Origin of the sequence: Pseudorhodobacter turbinis (genome assembly GCF_005234135.1) — a bacterium.
GTDB lineage: Bacteria > Pseudomonadota > Alphaproteobacteria > Rhodobacterales > Rhodobacteraceae > Pseudorhodobacter > Pseudorhodobacter turbinis.
The window spans coordinates 301,658-318,130 of the sequence record NZ_CP039964.1; the positions used below are offsets into that span (position 1 = coordinate 301,658).

Annotated in this window: 15 protein-coding genes; 3 read left to right on the forward strand and 12 right to left on the reverse strand. The window is 58.9% G+C overall.

The window, feature by feature from the left end; all coding sequences use genetic code 11:
• Positions 1-3 precede the first annotated feature (3 nt).
• Entirely contained in the window at positions 4-828 is an 825-nt protein-coding gene (locus EOK75_RS01325; protein ID WP_137192246.1) for a sugar phosphate isomerase/epimerase family protein, read from the forward strand.
• Between the two features lie 399 nt (positions 829-1,227).
• Here the strand turns inward: EOK75_RS01325 and EOK75_RS01330 are convergent, their stop codons facing one another.
• The 11 genes from EOK75_RS01330 to EOK75_RS01380 all read right to left on the reverse strand — a co-directional run bounded on the left by EOK75_RS01330 (position 1,228) and on the right by EOK75_RS01380 (position 12,014).
• Positions 1,228-2,700: an amidohydrolase family protein gene (locus EOK75_RS01330; RefSeq protein WP_137192247.1), complete on the reverse strand. Its 1,473-nt coding sequence runs from the start codon at positions 2,698-2,700 to the stop codon at positions 1,228-1,230.
• A complete protein-coding gene (locus EOK75_RS01335) occupies positions 2,700-3,893 on the reverse strand; it encodes an amidohydrolase family protein (protein ID WP_137192248.1) in 1,194 nt (397 codons plus the stop codon). The genes EOK75_RS01330 and EOK75_RS01335 overlap by 1 nt, the downstream gene beginning before the upstream one ends.
• A complete protein-coding gene (locus EOK75_RS01340; protein ID WP_338053342.1) occupies positions 3,890-4,618 on the reverse strand; it encodes an aspartate/glutamate racemase family protein in 729 nt (242 codons plus the stop codon). The genes EOK75_RS01335 and EOK75_RS01340 overlap by 4 nt, the downstream gene beginning before the upstream one ends.
• Complete coding sequence (locus tag EOK75_RS01345; RefSeq protein ID WP_137192249.1) at positions 4,615-5,268, reverse strand: flavin reductase family protein; 654 nt, start codon at positions 5,266-5,268, stop codon at positions 4,615-4,617. Before EOK75_RS01345 ends, EOK75_RS01340 begins: the two co-directional genes overlap by 4 nt.
• Entirely contained in the window at positions 5,268-6,287 is a 1,020-nt protein-coding gene (locus EOK75_RS01350; protein WP_137192250.1) for an ABC transporter ATP-binding protein, read from the reverse strand. The genes EOK75_RS01345 and EOK75_RS01350 overlap by 1 nt, the downstream gene beginning before the upstream one ends.
• Positions 6,284-7,252: an ABC transporter ATP-binding protein gene (locus EOK75_RS01355; RefSeq protein WP_137192251.1), complete on the reverse strand. Its 969-nt coding sequence runs from the start codon at positions 7,250-7,252 to the stop codon at positions 6,284-6,286. The genes EOK75_RS01350 and EOK75_RS01355 overlap by 4 nt, the downstream gene beginning before the upstream one ends.
• Positions 7,253-7,258: 6 nt before the next feature.
• Complete coding sequence (locus EOK75_RS01360) at positions 7,259-8,176, reverse strand: ABC transporter permease (RefSeq protein WP_137192252.1); 918 nt, start codon at positions 8,174-8,176, stop codon at positions 7,259-7,261.
• Between the two features lie 13 nt (positions 8,177-8,189).
• Entirely contained in the window at positions 8,190-9,173 is a 984-nt protein-coding gene (locus EOK75_RS01365; protein ID WP_137192253.1) for an ABC transporter permease, read from the reverse strand.
• Between the two features lie 73 nt (positions 9,174-9,246).
• Positions 9,247-9,768 carry a periplasmic substrate-binding domain-containing protein gene (locus tag EOK75_RS01370; RefSeq protein ID WP_137192254.1) on the reverse strand — a complete coding sequence of 174 codons (522 nt, stop codon included), beginning with the start codon at positions 9,766-9,768 and terminating at the stop codon, positions 9,247-9,249.
• A gap of 59 nt (positions 9,769-9,827) precedes the next feature.
• Positions 9,828-10,915, reverse strand: a protein-coding gene (locus tag EOK75_RS01375; RefSeq protein WP_137192138.1) for an IS3 family transposase whose coding sequence is annotated in 2 segments (ribosomal slippage) — positions 9,828-10,654 and positions 10,654-10,915 — 1,089 coding nt in all. Because the reading frame shifts where the segments join, the coding sequence is not laid out codon by codon here.
• Positions 10,916-10,949: 34 nt separating this feature from the next.
• Complete coding sequence (locus tag EOK75_RS01380; RefSeq protein WP_137192255.1) at positions 10,950-12,014, reverse strand: ABC transporter substrate-binding protein; 1,065 nt, start codon at positions 12,012-12,014, stop codon at positions 10,950-10,952.
• A gap of 184 nt (positions 12,015-12,198) precedes the next feature.
• Between EOK75_RS01380 and EOK75_RS01385 the strand changes: the two genes are divergently transcribed.
• Together EOK75_RS01385 and EOK75_RS01390 are read left to right on the forward strand one after the other, a co-directional pair.
• Positions 12,199-12,885, forward strand: a complete 687-nt coding sequence (locus EOK75_RS01385; RefSeq protein ID WP_137192256.1) for a GntR family transcriptional regulator — start codon at positions 12,199-12,201, stop codon at positions 12,883-12,885.
• On the forward strand, positions 12,882-14,336 hold the full coding sequence (locus EOK75_RS01390; protein ID WP_137192257.1) for an amidohydrolase family protein: 1,455 nt from the start codon (positions 12,882-12,884) through the stop codon (positions 14,334-14,336). The genes EOK75_RS01385 and EOK75_RS01390 overlap by 4 nt, the downstream gene beginning before the upstream one ends.
• Before the next feature lie 81 nt (positions 14,337-14,417).
• On the opposite strand, the gene EOK75_RS01395 is transcribed toward EOK75_RS01390, so the two are convergent.
• Positions 14,418-16,433 carry a hypothetical protein gene (locus tag EOK75_RS01395; RefSeq protein ID WP_137192258.1) on the reverse strand — a complete coding sequence of 672 codons (2,016 nt, stop codon included), beginning with the start codon at positions 16,431-16,433 and terminating at the stop codon, positions 14,418-14,420.
• Positions 16,434-16,473: the final 40 nt, after the last annotated feature.

The following is a 16,473-nucleotide window of genomic DNA, read 5'->3' on the forward strand; positions in this document are numbered from 1 at the left end:
GACATGACCGACCTGCCACTTTTGGGGGCTGCCATACCCAATGATGCGCTTGAGACACTGCAAGGATTTATCCTTGAAGAAAACCGTGATCTGGAAATTCAGGATTTCATCGATTGCGACCTTCTGAACGGTGACTGGAAAACTGTGGCGGACCGGACCCGTAGCCTCTTGGCCGGGTATAGCGGGCGTCTCGGTATTCACGGACCATTTTGGGGGCTGAACATCGCGAGCCCGGATTCGGAAATGCGCGCGCTGAACCGTCGCAAGCATCTTCAGGGTATCGAGGTTTGCGAATATCTTGGTGCCACCCAAATGGTGATCCACAGCCCCTATACGACATGGAGCTTTAACAATCTGGACAACGCGCCGGATCGCAAGGAATACGACCGTTTACTTGAAAACTGCCATGACACGATGGCGGCAGTGGTCAAACGTGCCGAAGACTGCGGCGTTACCATGGTGATCGAGAATATCGAGGATATCGACCCGGATATCCGCTGCATCTTGGCCGATAACTTCAACTCGCCCGCTATGGCTGTATCGATTGATACAGGGCATGCGCATTACGCCCATGGCACCAATGGCGCGCCGCCCGTGGATTACTATGTCCGCCGCGCTGGCAATCACCTGCAGCACATCCATTTGCAGGATGCTGACGGCTATGCCGACCGCCACTGGGCCATCGGGGAGGGTACTATCCGCTGGCCATCGGTTTTCCGGGCTCTCTCGGAATTCAACAGCCAGCCCCGGCTAATCCTTGAACTGCGAGACAAGGCCAACATCCTGCCATCGGTTGCCTATCTGAAATCGCTCGGCCTTGCACGATGAGCAATCGGCGTGGCTGAATGTTGAGCGGCCTGCTTGCGAAGAGTGTCGATACAGATCTTTGCCGGTTTGGAAAGCGCCTGCGTTGCTGGAAGGACAAGTTTCAGCCTGCAGGCGCTGAAGGGGCGGACCTCAAGGTCCGTGTCGGAATAGGCCTCTGCCGTAAGGGTATCCATGATGCCCCCCCATGCCGCCAGCCGCAAGATTGCAAAACGGGTTGGCCTGCCATACGGACACGCAGGATGTACCGCTGTGGGATTATGATCCCGAAACATCTAGGGCGCTTTTGGCCGCGGCGGGCAATCCGACGAGTTCACCTTTGATCTTTACGCCTTATTAAAAAAAACCTTTGACGGGCGCGATCGCATTATGGGGCCTGCGGGGGGCCTCATGCCGAAGGTGTCAACGAAACAGTGGATAGCTTGGTGGGAACATCTCGTTCAAGGGGGGCTGCCCCCAAGTGCGTTCAGGGTATTTCTTTTGCAATTCGTCAAACTGTGCCTGAACGCGGACGCGATCCTTGGGCATGTCCATCGTTGGCACCTGTCCGTCGCGCATTGAAAGCCTCCCGTCGACAAAGACCGCCTTTGTCACGCGTCCCGTTGCCCCAAGGATCAGGGTGCGGATAGGGTCCACTTGCGGGGCCATTAGCGCGTCAGACATGTCGAAGATTGCGATATCGGCCTTTGCATCCGTTTGCAGCCGCCCAAGATCGGGTCGGCCAAGCGCTGCCGCCCCGCCAAGCGTCGCCGCGTTGAACAGGTGTTCCGGCGCGGTGTCGGTCTGGCTGTCACCTGCCATGCGGGCCATCATCACGCCGACTGCCATATTCAGCACCATGTCGGGTGGTGCCGTGTCTGTGCCCATGCCGATGTTGATGCCCATTTCGCGCAGTTTGCCAAAGGACCGCAGCATCGCGCCAGAGCGTGCAAAGACCAGCGGGCAATGGGCGACCGTTACGCCATGCTCGGCATAAAGGTGCAGGTCCTCTTCGGTGGCAAAGGTCGCGTGCGGGGCGATCAGGCGGTTGTTCAGCGCGTTGAAGCTGGCAAGCCATTGCGGAGAGGTGGTGCCGTGCAGGGACTGGACAGTGTCGCGTTCCATCTGGCCCTGCGCCATGTGCAGGCGGACGGGGGTGTCCAGATCATTCGCGGCGGCCATGGTGCGGGTCAGCAGGGCTTTCGTGCAGGTTTCTACCCGGTCAGGGGCCAGCATTCCTTGCACCAATCCGCCAAAACGTCCGGCCTGCGCTTTGACAAATGCAATTGCGTCATCAAGGCCTGCAAGTCCGCGCGGCTCGTCAAACTGTGGTTCCAGAACGCCGGGCGCGGTGCAAACCATACCGCCCGACCGGTAAGCCGGGCCAAGCCAGACCCGCAGACCCAGATCCCCTGCAGCTTGAGCGGCAGCGTCAAATTCCGCGACCGTCTCTCCCCATTCACGATAGAACAGCGAGGCAATGGGAAGCGCCGAGGTGATGCCGTTGCACAAAAGCTGCGCAAAGCTGAATCGCTTTTGAAAGGCAAGCTCTTCTTGTGAATACATCTCATAGGGGCCGCGGTCGACATAGCTTTGCGGCCAGACGCGCCCCTTGGCCCAGGCCGGGCCGCAATCGACGCCAAGCGTTGTGGTGTCAAGATCCGACAAGGCATCAAGGTCAATCAGCCCCGGAGAAATCAGGACGTTGCCAAGGTCGATGCGCCGCGCCACCTCGCCATCAAACCGCGGGCCGACATAAAGGATGCGGTCATTTTCAAACACCAGCTCGCCATTTTCCAGCAGCCGGTGGCTTCCATCCTGGTGGCCGACAATCCAGCGGGCGGTCAGGGAGGTGCGGCCTTGCGGGCGTTCGCCAAGGGTCAAGTCAGCAAGCATTATGGGGCCTCCATTACGGGTTTTCCGTTCCGGCCGGTGATGCGACCACCTTTTACTGTCAGGGCGACGGGACCGCCCGCAGCGATTGCCTCGGCCAATGTCAAGCCTGTGATCAGCGCCAGATCGGCGTTGCATCCGGTCTCGACGCCGTGGCCTACCACGTCCATCACAGCCGCGCCGCCGGTGGAACAAACTGCCAGTGCCACGGCCAGATCGGCATCGGATCGCATGTTGTTCTTTTGGGCGACGATCCGCGCGCGGTCCAACATATCCGGACGGTTCCAGGGGTTCCAGGTGTCCAGAACGCCGTCACATCCGGCCCCCATACGCAGACCGGCCCCCAGAACGCGTTTCACCGCAGGCACCGCGCTTGAGGGGGCGCCGGTGGTCAGGATGGCCACATCCTGATCGGCAAGGGCAGCCAGGAGCGCCTCGACGCGGTTCCAGTCTTCCATCCCCAGACAGAAGGCATGGCTGATTGCGACCTTGCCCTTCATGCCAAGCGCCCGCGTGCGCTCTAGGATCAGCTCGGTCGAGAACGCGCCAAGGGTGCCGCCTTCGTGCAAATGGATGTCGATACCCTTGCCGTGTTTCTCGGCCAGACCGAAGATCGTATCCAGATGCCCCTTGGGATCATGATCAATGTTGCATGGGTCCAGCCCCCCAATCAGATCGGCACCGAGCGCCAGAGCCTGATCCAGCAATTCGGCCGTGCCGGGGCGGATCATCAGGCCGGATTGCGGAAAGGCGACGATTTCGATTTCCACAATGTCGCGCAACGCCTCGCGGGTTTGTATCACACCCTCGATTGCGGCAAGGTCGTTTTCCGTGTCTACATCCACATGGCTGCGGATATGGGTTATGCCATTTCCGGCAAGGGCCAAGGCGTGGCGCATGGATTGGCGAAAAGGATCATGGTTGAGGCGACGACGTTCGGCGCGCTCGTTGTCGATCATGGCGCGCAGGTCGGTGCCGACCGCGTTTTCATACCAGCCCATGCCCATCAGCGTCTTGTCCAGATGGGTATGCGCCTCTACCAGACCGGGAATGGCGATGGCACCCTTGGCATCTTCGACCGGCACGCCGGGGGCATCTATGCCCGAGGAGACCGCATCAATACGGCCGCCCCGGATCAGCATATCTGTGGGGGCCGCACCCATGGGGCGAAGGTTTCGGATAAGTAGATCTGTCATGCGGCCTCCGGGGCGAAGCCCCCTGTTTTGGCGCGCGGCCACGCGTAGCCGCCCAGTTTTGATGTCCGGTACCCCATGCCGATCAGGGCTTCTGCATTCCTGACGGCTGCTGTGACACCATCAATCACCGGCACGCCGGTCTCTTCGGTCAGCCTTTCGCACATTTCGGCCATTCCGGCACAGCCAAGGACAATGGCCTCTGCCCCGTCTTGATCGCGTGCGGCCCGGATCTCGGCCACAAGCAAGGCATAGGAATCTTCGGGGTTTTCGTCCAGCGCCAACACGGGCAGGTCAATGGCGCGCACACGGCGGCAACGGCGGCCTGCGCCATAGCTCTCGACCAGATCCTCGATGATCGGAACGGAGCGTTGGAGTGTTGTTATGACCGAGAACCGTGCCGCGAGTGTCACTGCGACCTGAACTGCTGCCTGACATATTCCGATCACGGGGGCTGCCGCGACCTCTCGGGCGGCAGAAAGGCCGGGGTCGTCAAAACAGGCGATGACATGGGCCTTGGCGCCCCGTGCCTCGGCGGTGCGGATGGCGGCGAGCATGGCGGGAACGGCCAGCGCCTCATCGGCATAACCTTCGATGGAGACGGGGGTGCCGGTTGCGGTTACAAGATCGATCTCGGTTCCTGTACTTGCCGCGCGCTGTGCTGCCCGGCCAATTTGGGCGGTCATGGACACAGTAGAATTGGGATTGATGACATGAATACGCATCATTTCCCGCTTTCCTTTGGCGGCGTCAGCTGTGCGGCCTCCAAAGCGGCTGCGCCTTCGGGTTTAAGCAGTTCGAACTGGCGGTCTGCGACGATGTAGCTATCGGCATGCAGCCGCGCGATGGGCTGGTACACATCGGGGTTCACATAGCGACCCTGTGGGTCAAGACAATCGTCGCGCACCGTCATTTCAACAACTTCGCCCAGAATAATCGCTCGGTTCGGGAAGTCGATAATCCGCTCCACCCGGCATTCCATCGCGCAAGGTGTGCGCTCAAGATAGGTGGCGTCGATCTGGCGGCAGGGGGCCGTCGCCAGACCCGCGAAGGAGGGTTCATCAACATCGGGGGCAAAGTTGATGCCGCATAGGATCATCGCATCCGCAATCTCCATATCCACCATATTAACGCAGAATTCCTGCGTGCGGCGAATATTGACCAGCGTGTCTTTCTCATTGCCGTCACCGCGCTTTTGGATGCCCAGAATGACAATGGCGGGATCTTGTGAGAAGACGTTGAAAAAGCTCATCGGGGCGGCATTGGCATGGCCCGCCTGTGAGCGGGTGGTGACAAGTGCGATGGGGCGGGGCCCGACGAAGTTTGTCAGCAGGCGATAGCGGTCCTGCGGGGGCAGGCGGGTGAAGTCGAAATCCATTATACAGCCTTTTGCAGCGGAGGAATGTTGGCGCGGCCCTCTTCAACGGCGTGGCAGCGAACATTGGCTGTGCCACGCGCCAGAAAGTCAGGAACCTCGGTCCGGCACCGATCATTCGCCAGTGGGCAACGCGGGTTGAAGTGGCAGCCCTTGGGCGGCGTGATCGGGTTTGGCACCTCGCCCGCGGGGCGGTCGAGGTCGCGATGTGCCATGGTGATATCGGGCACGGTTTCCAGCAACAGCCGGGTATAGGGGTGTTGTGGGTTCGCAAATATCTGGTCGGCCGGCGCAAGTTCCACCAAACGGCCCAAATACATCACACCGATATAGTCGGATATGTAGTTCACGACAGCAAGGTCATGGCTGATGAACAGATAGGTCAGCCCCAGCTCGCGCTGCAACTCTCGCATAAGGTTCAGGATTTGGGCCTGAACCGAGACATCCAGCGCCGAGGTCGGCTCATCGCAGACCAGAAATTCGGGCTTGGTTGATATGGCCCGCGCAATAGAGATACGCTGCCTTTGGCCACCGGAAAATTCATGCGGAAACTTTTCACCATCTGTCGCCGAAAGGCCGACAAATTCCAGCAGCCGGTCAACCTCTTTGCGCCGCTCGGTCGGGTCGGGGTGGGTGCCGAAACTTTTCATCGGTTCGGCAATGATACGCGCCACGCGCCAGCGCGGATTCAGACTGGCATAGGGATCTTGAAAGATCATCTGCATCCTGCGACGCACCGCGGGCGGTTGTCCCGCTGTGGTGCCCGACAGTTCGTTCCCGTCGAAATTGATGCTGCCGGTCGAGGGGCGCGTCAGCCCCATCAAAAGTTTGGCCACGGTGGATTTACCACAGCCGGATTCGCCGACAAGGCTAAGCGTCGTGCCGCGTTCAATCGAAAATTCAACACCATCCACCGCATGGACGAATTTGCGCTCCCCGCCAGAGAGGATGCGGTTGAGGTAGGGTTGTGACAGGTCAAAGGATTTCTTTAACCCGGAAACAGTCAGAAGTGGCGCGGTCATGCGGGGACTCCTTCGGTCAGGTGGCAGGCAACAGATTTGGTCTTCGTGCCTGACAGTTCCGGACGCTGTTGCGAACAAATCTCCATCCGGTGGGGACAGCGCGGACCAAAGGCGCAGCCTTCGGGACGTGCATTGGGGCGCGGCATCGCGCCGTCAATCTGCGACAGGATGTCCGGCCGGGGGCCGATCCGCGGGATAGAGGCCATCAAACCTGCGGTATAGGGGTGTTTGGGGGCGGTAAGCACCTCTGTCACGGTGCCGATTTCCACAATCCGGCCGGAATACATAACGGCAACCCGGTCAGCTGTTTCGGCAATGACCCCCATATCATGGGTCACCAGCACAACGGCAACACCCGTTTCCCGCGCAAGCTTGCGCAAAAGCGCGATGATCTGGGCTTGCACGCTGACGTCAAGCGCGGTCGTCGGCTCATCCGCGATCACGAGCTGGGGTTCGGCGCAAAGTGCGAGGGCGATGACCACGCGCTGACGCATCCCGCCTGAATACTGGTGCGGATATGTATCGATGCGAGCCTCGGGGGCGGGAATGCCAACACGGCGCAGCCAGTCGATTGCACGGGTCCGTGCCTCGGCCTTCGAGAGTTTCAGATGGGTCTGGATGGTCTCGATAAGCTGTTCGCCCACGGTCAGCACAGGATTGAGGCTGGTCAGCGGATCTTGAAAAATCGCCCCAATCTTGCGGCCCCGGATACGGCGCATTGCCTCTGGCGGAAGGGTGTCGATGCGGCTGCCTTCCAGCCGGATCTCTCCCTTGGTGATACGGCCGGGCGGTTCGATCAGGCCGATGATCGCAGCACCGGTCATCGATTTTCCGGCACCACTTTCCCCAACCATGCCCAGAATCTCGCCCGGGGAAACCGAAAGGGATACATCTTCGATTGCGTTTACCACGCCACTGCGCCCGGGAAAGGAAACGGTCAGATTTTCGACGGTCAATAGGGTCATGGCGGTCTACCTCAGTTTCGGGTTCAGCGCGTCGCGCAGCCAGTCGCCCAGCAGGTTGACAGCAAGAACAAGGATGACGAGCACGACGGACGGAAAGATCACCACCCACCACACGCCGGAAAACAGATATTCATTGCCAATTCGGATCAATGTCCCGAGCGACGGCTGTGTGGCCGGCATGCCGACCCCCAGAAAGGACAGGGTGGCCTCGGTCAGAACGGCCATGCCAAGATTTATCGTGGCGATCACCAGAACGGGGCCAAGCACATTGGGAAGGATATGCTGGATCATGATCCCCGAGCCGGAAACACCGTTGATCCGCGCGGCCTGCACATATTCCTTTTGGCGCTCAACCATGGTGGAGCCGCGCACGGTACGGGCATATTGCACCCAGTTTGTGAGGCCGATCGCAAGGATCATGACCCAGATAGCGGCATCGGCATGTTGTTCGGGCGGCAAGACACCCCGCGCAACCCCGTTGACCAACAGCGCCACAAGGATTGCCGGAAAGCTGAGCAAAATGTCGGCCACACGCATGATGGCCCCATCGACCATTCCGCCCAGAAAACCGCCCAACAGCCCAAGCGAAATGCCCAGAGCTGCCGCCAGTGCCACGCTGGCAAAGCCCACGATCAGCGACAGGCGTAACCCGTATAGAATAGAAGAGTAGAGATCGCGCGCTTGTTGGTCGGTGCCCAGCAAATAGCGCGGGTCTCCGCCCTCTACCCATGCGGGGGGAAGTTCGCTGTCCAGCAAGAAGAGTTGCGAAATATCATAGGGGTTCTGCGTTGCCAGCATGGGCGCAAACAGGGCCGCTGCGAACAGCGCAATAAGGATCAGGCAGGAAATCCGTGCGGTCCAGGATTTGCGAAAGCTCCATGCAATGTCGCTTTCATACAGGCGGGATAGGGTTGTGGTTGTCATGATTTCCCCCGGATCAATGCGCGGATTGCGCGTTATCGACACGCAGGCGCGGATCAAGCACAGCGTACAGCAGGTCGACGGTGGTGTTGATGATGACAAAGATCAGGCTGACCAGCACCAGATAGGCCGCCATCACAGGCACGTCGCCAAAGCTGACAGCCTGAATGAACAGCGCCCCCATGCCCGGCCATTGGAAGACGGTTTCCGTGACAATCGCAAAGGCAATCAGCCCCCCCAGTTGCAGGCCAAAGATGGTGATCACGGGGATCAGCGTGTTCTTGAGCGCGTGCCGAAAATTGATAGAGCGGTTCGTCAGCCCGCGCGCCTTGGCAAATTTGATGTAGTCGGTCCGCAGCACTTCCATCATCTCGGCCCGCACCAATCGCATGATCAGGGTAAGTTGGAACAGGCACAGCATGAACGACGGCAATATCAGCGCCTTGAGCCCCGAGAGGGTCAGAAAGCCGGTGGACCACCAGCCGACATCAATCACCGTTCCCCGCCCGAAGGATGGCAACCACCCCAGCCAGACAGAAAAGACCAAGATCAACAGAATGCCGGTAACGAAGGTTGGCAGGGATATCCCGATCAGCGAAAGGAATTGCAAGCTCTGTGTGGAAAAACTGTTGGGTTTGAGCGCGGTCAGAATACCAAGGGGAATGCCAAGAAGCAGGGACAGGCCCGCGGCGACCAGAACCAGCTCAGCGGTGGCGGGGAAACGCTCGGACAGAAGGGTGGAGACGGGCCGGGCATTGCGCCAAGACAGGCCGAAATCCCCCGTTGCTGCGCGGCCGACAAACCGGCCGTATTGCACCCAGATGGGCTGGTCGAGGCCAAGACGTTCGCGCACGGCGTCGCGTTCCTCGGTCGTGGCATTCTCGGCCACCAATGAATTTACCGGGTCACCCATGAAACGAAACATCATGAAGGCGATCAAGGCAACGGCAAGCATCACGAAGACCGATTGTATAATCCGGCGGATGAGAAAGCCGAGCATGTGCAGTCCTTTCTGGGTCCATAGTTGGATTAAAAGGGGACCGGTGGTGTCGTATCACCAGTCCCCAATGATGTTATTGAGAGACCTGCGCATACCACAGACGAACAAGATCATCCGGTGCCTGCGGGATTTCGACCGTGTCGCGGGCCGCCCAGGACAAAGGCTGCTGGTGCAATGGCAGCCAGGCGATATCGGCCTTTGCCAGCATCAACGCCTCATTCATCATCGCCAGACGTTTCTCTTCGTCGATCTCGACAGCGACAGCTTTCGTCAGCTCATCGACCTTGGGGTTGGAATACCCTTTTGGCGTGAAGGTGCCGTATTCGCCTTCTTTGGTGGCCAACATCGCGGACAGAACCGAAAAGCCGTCCAGCATTGGCAGGGTTGCCCAGCCCAGCATGAAGACATCAACTTGATGATTGTCAACTTTCTGGAAATGCATCTGGCGCGGCTCTGTTACCAGACGTGGCTCAAACCCGGCCTGTGCCAGCATTGCGGCCATGGCCTGACAGACGCCTTCATCGTTCACATAGCGGTCATTCGGGCAGTTCAGGTTGAAGGCAAAACCGTTCGGATATCCGGCCTCGGTCAGCAGGTCTTTGGCCTTCTTGGGATGGTAATCGCCCCCTTTTTAACGGGGTGCATCTGTAGAACTTACGCGGCCATTTTCAGTTTCATAGCGGGTGTGATGCCGCCGATGCCCATGTTCGGGCGGTCGTTGTTATATGTCCAGAGCCATTGTGTGGCCTGATCCTGAGCCTCCTCGATGCTTTCGATGATGTATTGATCCAGCCATTCATGCCGAACCGTCCGGTTGTAGCGCTCGACATAGGCGTTCTGCTGGGGCTGTCCGGGTTGGATGTGCTGGATCGTAACACTATGTTTCTCAGCCCATTTTCTCAGTGTTTCGCTGATATATTCCGGCCCATTGTCGACCCTGATCGTGCCCGGTTTTCCGCGCCATTCGATAATGCGATCAAGGCTGCGGATGACCCGTTCGGCAGGGAGCGAGAAATCAACCTCGATCCCCAGCCCTTCGCGGTTGAAGTCGTCCAACACATTCAAAAGCCGAAAAGCCCTGCCGTCGCCGAGGCGATCCGCCATGAAGTCCATGGACCAGGTCACATTCGGTCTGTTCGGGACCGCCAGAACGTCAGGCTTCTCCCGTTTCAGCCGCTTGCGCGGCTTGATGCGCAGGTTCAGTTCCAGCTCACAGTAGATCCGGTAGACCCGCTTGTGGTTCCACGGATGCCCCTTCACGTTGCGCAAATGCAGGAAACACAGGCCAAATCCCCAAGTCTTGCGCGCATCCGTCAGCCCTGTCAGCAGATCGGCGATCACCTCGTTCTCGTCTTTCAGCTTCGGGCTGTAACGATAGCAGGTCTCGCTGACCTCGAAGGCCCGGCACGCCAGCGCGATGCTGACGCCCCGTCGCTCTACCGCCGTTTCGGCCATCTCGCGGCGCTGAGATGGCCCCGTTACTTTTTTCCGAGGGCTTCCTTCAATAAGTCCGCCTGCATGCTCAGATCTGCATACATCCGCTTCAGCCTGCGGTTCTCTTCCTCCATGGCTTTCATCTGGCTGACCATGGATGCATCCATGCCACCATACTTCGCACGCCATTTGTAAAACGACGCATTGCTCATGCCATGTTCACGGCAAAGCTCGGCCACCGGCACACCACCTTCGGCTTGGCGCAGGATCGCAAGGATCTGGGGTTCGCTATATCTGGTCATTTTCATTCAAAATCTCCTCGTTCATCTTGCCGAGAAAATTCTACTTCCGCAGCCCCTTACTTTCGGGGGGGATTACCGGATCATAGGCGAGGCGTTCATCCATCGCATCTGAATAGCCTTTCACCGCAGGGGCAATCAGCGATCCGGTAACGCGGGATTTGCCGCGCATGATACGGTCGCGGATCAGGTCCATATTGATCGCGTGATACATCGCCTGACGGACCCGCAAATCCTTGAGCGGGTTGCCCTCGACATTGCCATCAATCAGGCTGTCGCCCATGTTGATGCCCATCATGATGCTGCGCAGGCCGGGATTTTGCAGCATATGCACGCCGTCCGACCCGTCAATCCGGTTTGCATCTTGCAGCGGGGCAGGCTCGATCAGGTCGATCTCGCCCGACAACAATGCCGCCACACGGGTCGCATCCGAACCGATGGGCGTATGTTCAATCCGGGTCAGGTTATGCTGCGGCGTGTCCCACCAGCCGTCATTGACCACAAGCACGTTCAGCGCATCGGGGCGGCGGCTTTCCAAGGCAAATGGTCCGGTGCCATTGGCGTTATTGGTGGTGTAGCCTTCCTCGCCCTGACTTGCATCGATCGGGGCCACGGAATTATGGGTCTCCAGCCAACCTTTATCCATGACGAAGATATTGGTGAGGTAGTTGTTCAACAGGGGTGTCGGCCCTTCGAGGATCAAGTCCACGGTCAGGTCATCAACAATCTCGACCGCTTTCAGGCCCGGCAAATTGCCACGCAGTGGTGATTTCAGATCGGCAGCACGCATCAGCGAAACCTGAACGTCATCGGCGCCAAAGGTCTCGCCGCCCTGGAAGGTCACGCCCTCACGCAGTTTGAACCGTACGCGGGTCGGGTCGATCACTTCCCAACTGGTCGCAAGCGCAGGTTCCACTTTCATATCAGCATCATAGCGAACCAGCGGTTCATAGATGTGATGGGTAAAGATGTTGGTGAAGCTGTCGGTCGTTGCGTGTGGATCAAGGCCGTACACATCCCGCGACGTTGCATAGCGCAGGGTTTCGGCTGAGGCCCCGGTTGCGACAAGGGTCGCGACGGTGGCGGTCATCATCAGGTGACGAAGCATTGGCAAGTTTCCCTCTCTGGTTTTTGCGCGGTCCGTTTCTACAGGCTGGCTGGCCGCGGTATTACATATTGCAAACATGTATCGTTCAAATTGTCTACAATTATTTCACCTTGTGTAAACTTTATTGTTAGCATAAATTTTGTGCATCTTGAGAATTGCCTGTTGGGCTGGGAGGATAGCAAGCATGACAGCATCGGAACCCACGACAGACACCCCGCAAATGGAGGTGTATAATCGCATCTGGTTGTCGATTGCGGAGCGGAAGCTGAAACCCGGAACGCGCCTGAAAGAGGAACAGCTGGCCGAGATCTTCTCGGTGAGTCGTGCCCGCATCCGCCAAGCACTTTCAACGTTGGAGCATGACGGGCTGGTGACGTTGGTGCCGCATCGGGGGGCGTTCGTGTCACAGCCATCGACCGATGAGGCGCGGGATATCTTTTTTGCGCGCCGGACCATTGAGACGAGCCTTGTGTCGCGCCTGTGTGAAACGGCAACCCCCGCCGCAATTGCGCGACTGGACGACCATGTGAACGAAGAGCGGATCGCAAGGGATGCGGGGGATATCAAGGCGACGATCCGCTTGTCGGGTGGCTTTCACCTGCTGATAGGTGAGCTGGCAGGCTCTCCCTACCTTTGGGATGTGCTGCGTGATCTGGTGTCGCGCACGTCGCTTATCATGGCGATGTATCAAACCCGCAGTCAGGCCGATTGTGGCCCTGATGAACATGCCGAGGTTGTCACAGCCATTCGCAACGGCGATGCGGACCGTGCGCGGCATCTGATGGACCATCATCTTGATCACCTTGAGGGCAAGCTGAACCTTGAGGACAGCAACCAGGAAACCAATGATTTGCGGGACCTTCTTTCATGACAGAAGCCTATGATCTGATTATTCATTGTGCGACCATCCTCACGGTGGACGAGGGGCGGCGCGTGATTGACGCGGGCTGGATTGCGGTTGATGGCAACAAGATCGCCGCGATCGGCCAGGGCGAACCGCCCCGCGCAAAACGGGTTATTGACCGGCCGGGCCTGATTGCCCTTCCCGGTCTTATCGATGCCCATTCTCATGCCGGGCACGGCCTCGTAAGGGCCGCGGGTGACGGGGACGGGGATCTGTGGTTCACTATTTGCGAAGAGGTCTATGCCGGCGTTGCCACGCCCGACTTTTGGCGCGCCGAGGCGCGTCTGGCGCAAATGGAACGCTTGTTGGGCGGTGTTACGACAGCCGTTTCCTTGCTTGGCGGCGGGGCGGACGTGATGCGCACCGATACGCCAGAGGCGGGCGATGCCCATTCGGCGGTAACCTTGGAAACGGGCCTGCGAACCTATATGGCGGTGGGGCCGGGGCGGTTGCCATTCCCCAAGCTTTTTGGCCCTAAACTTTTTGGCGCGGACCGCAAACCCGTCAGCTTTGAGCAACAGATGGAGGTATGTGCCGATTTGATCGCGCGCCACGACGACATTCTTGGCCAAAGAACGGGGGTTGCCCTCATTTTGCCGGTCTATGTTGCGGCACATATGGCCGATCACGGGCCGGAAATTCGCCGCATGTCGACAGCAATGCGCGCATTGCAGGAACAGACCGGCACATTATTCACGCAAGATGGCCACCGCGCGGGCAGTATTGCCCTTGCGCAAGAGCTTGGCCTGCTGTCGCCTCGTGCAGCCTTGGGCCACAGCGTTGACTTGACGCCGGCGGATTTTGACGCCCTGCGCGAAACCGGCGCTTCGATTATTCACAACCCCTCGGCCATTATGTCCATCATCGGGCGTTGCCCTGTGCCGGAACTATTGGAGGCTGGTGTGACGGTCTGCCTTGGCTCTGATGCAGGGGCGCCGGATCGTGGTTTCGATATGTTCCGGCACATGTCGCAGGCAATGCATTACCACCGTCGCCATTTCCAAGACCCTGCTGTGTTGCCCGATGGCAAGGCGTTGGAGCTGTGCACCATAGATGCTGCTCGCGCGCTTGGTCTGGCGGACCAAATCGGATCGCTCGAAGTCGGGAAAAGGGCAGATATTATTCTACTGGATGGCCACAAACCGCATCTTTGGCCCCCGGTCATGCCGCTGAACCGCATCACCCATTTCGCAAATGCCGCCGATGTAGATACCGTGCTGGTGGACGGACGTGTGCTTATGGAAAATCGCAAGGTTCCACATCTTGATCTCGGGGATATTCTGGCAGAGGCCGCGGCTGAGGCAGATCGGGTCTTTACCGCATGTGGCCGTATGGACAGCCGACATGAATCGTCCCAATCATGGCGAAACGCGCGGCGGGTAGCGGGTGCTTACCGTGCAGCCGGCTCTGACGATTGACGAAAGGATGCCCCAAGCGCTGACGCCGGGTTTTCTCTTGGCGCCGTTCGCTCCGCATCACCACATCGCGGGGCCAAGCAGTTAGGCCAAACATCCTATCGGGGGGGCATCCCAGTCCACCGGCTGCCCTTCGATATCTAGGTCCCAATGGGTGAACTTTGGAAAAAGAGGTGCGATCTCTGACAAGATCACAGGCCGCATGTCCAAGCCTTTGCCGCGCGGCTTCTGACCAGGGCGCATTTGCTCCTCGTCGGGGCCAAGGTGCCAGTTATAGTGGGATGTCTGCCACCAGGAGAGGCCGGTGTAGCGGTTGTGAGAGCGCCGTTCACGCTTTGGCTCGGCGCTTTTTGTATATATCTGGGACAGCCCACCCCCGTGCAGTATATTGTTGAAGAACGCATGGTTTTGACTGTTTCGTTCTGGTCCAAGCCGCAGTGCATTCGCCTTTTCCGAATTGTTGTGACCTTTGGCGAGGGTATTGTTCCAGTAATAAAAGGTACTCCCCTCGACTGGCTCGCCGGTTCCGTCGCCAGCATCCTTGCCCGTTTTTTGTGAAAAATTCTGCGATACCAATGCCCGATTATTGGAGCGGGGGTCGCAGGGCAGGTCACAGAATGCGAAATGTATTCGGCTCGCTTTTTGATAGGTCGCATAGCCCGACACTCCGCGGCAGCGCACACCGTAAACCAATACTGCATCGGAGCCTTGGTAAAAGTTGAACTTGTTGGAATGGGCATCACTGCCCGAATTCTCAAACAGAGAGAAGGCGAGGATAGAATTGCGCAGGCTGTAAAAGATCGTGGGGGTCGCCGCCGCGTTGGAAACATGCAAGAAGCGCATGTCCACATCATTACCATCGTTGATAAAAAGCCCGCATCGTGTCCCGTCCATAGTGATGTGGCGCAGCTGGACATCTTTTACCTTGCGCATATAAATCGCCCCGAAGCCGCGGCGCGGCCCTCGCGGAGATTCCCCGACCCGGCATTCCGACACGCGCAGCCCGGTCGGTGCATCATCGTCATGCCCTGCGTTGCCCAGCACACGAATGCATATTCCATCCAGCCGTGCCTCGCCGCTTGCCCGTATCGCCTCTAGCCCGAAAAGCTCCACGTGGCGGGCTGCACCGACATCAATGCACACCGGGCGCAGCGATACCTCAATGCCGTTTTCAATATGGGTCGGATCACGCGGGCGCAGGTAGACGATTAGCCCCGCCGAAGTCCGTTTGACCGCCCAATCGCCGGGCTGCATTGCCTGCGCCAGATTTTCCAGCGCATAGCGCATCTGTGGCTTCTTATTGGATCGCTGTAGTTTCAACGTCTGGTTGGATAGGGTCAGCGTTCCTGTCGCCGGGTCAAAAGCTTCGATGCGCTGTGTCGAAACAAGGTTGGGGGCATGATAAACCCGCACCCGCGCATCTGTAAGCCGGACCGGGTCCATCCCGACAAGCCGCTTATCTTGGATAGCCAGGATACGATCTTCGCTGTCTACCAAGAATGTACCTTGGCGGTAGGTTGTGTAATCTCCGGTTGCTTGTGGTCTGGTATAATCGGCGCGGTCGGTCGACAGCGTGCAGGGGTGGTCACCTTCATAGAGGTTCAGCGACAGCACAGCCTTATGCGCCACGCGCGACGGATCAAGCCGTGCGGCAAAAACGCCCGAGGGCAGGCCCAGTGTGGAGGTCTCCATCGCACTGGCCGGACGCCAGCCGGTTAGCGGCTCGGCAGCGGTGATCGTCACCCGCTCTTGGCCATAGCGGTGGATGCGGTAGGGGGCGGCGTGGGTTCCCCGCAATGCATCGAGGCTGACCTGCTCACGGTAAATGCCGCCGCGGATGCCCAGACTGCCGCCTTTGCGGGCTGCCAACATATCAACGCCCCTTTGTATTGTGCGCAGCGGCTGGTCAAAGCTGCCCGGGGCAGTGTCATCACCAGCAGGGGCGACAAAGAAATCGGCCTTGGTCGGACCAGGCACATTCTCGTCCCAGCCATGGCGGATGCCCCCGCCGAGGTTCCCTGCTACAGTCGGGCAGGGCAGGGTGGAAACCAGCCCGGTTGACGCCAGCAGGACAAGAAGATGGCGGCGCGAGATTGGCATTGGTTATCCTTTTATGAGGCCAGCCCCATCGCTTGGAAGG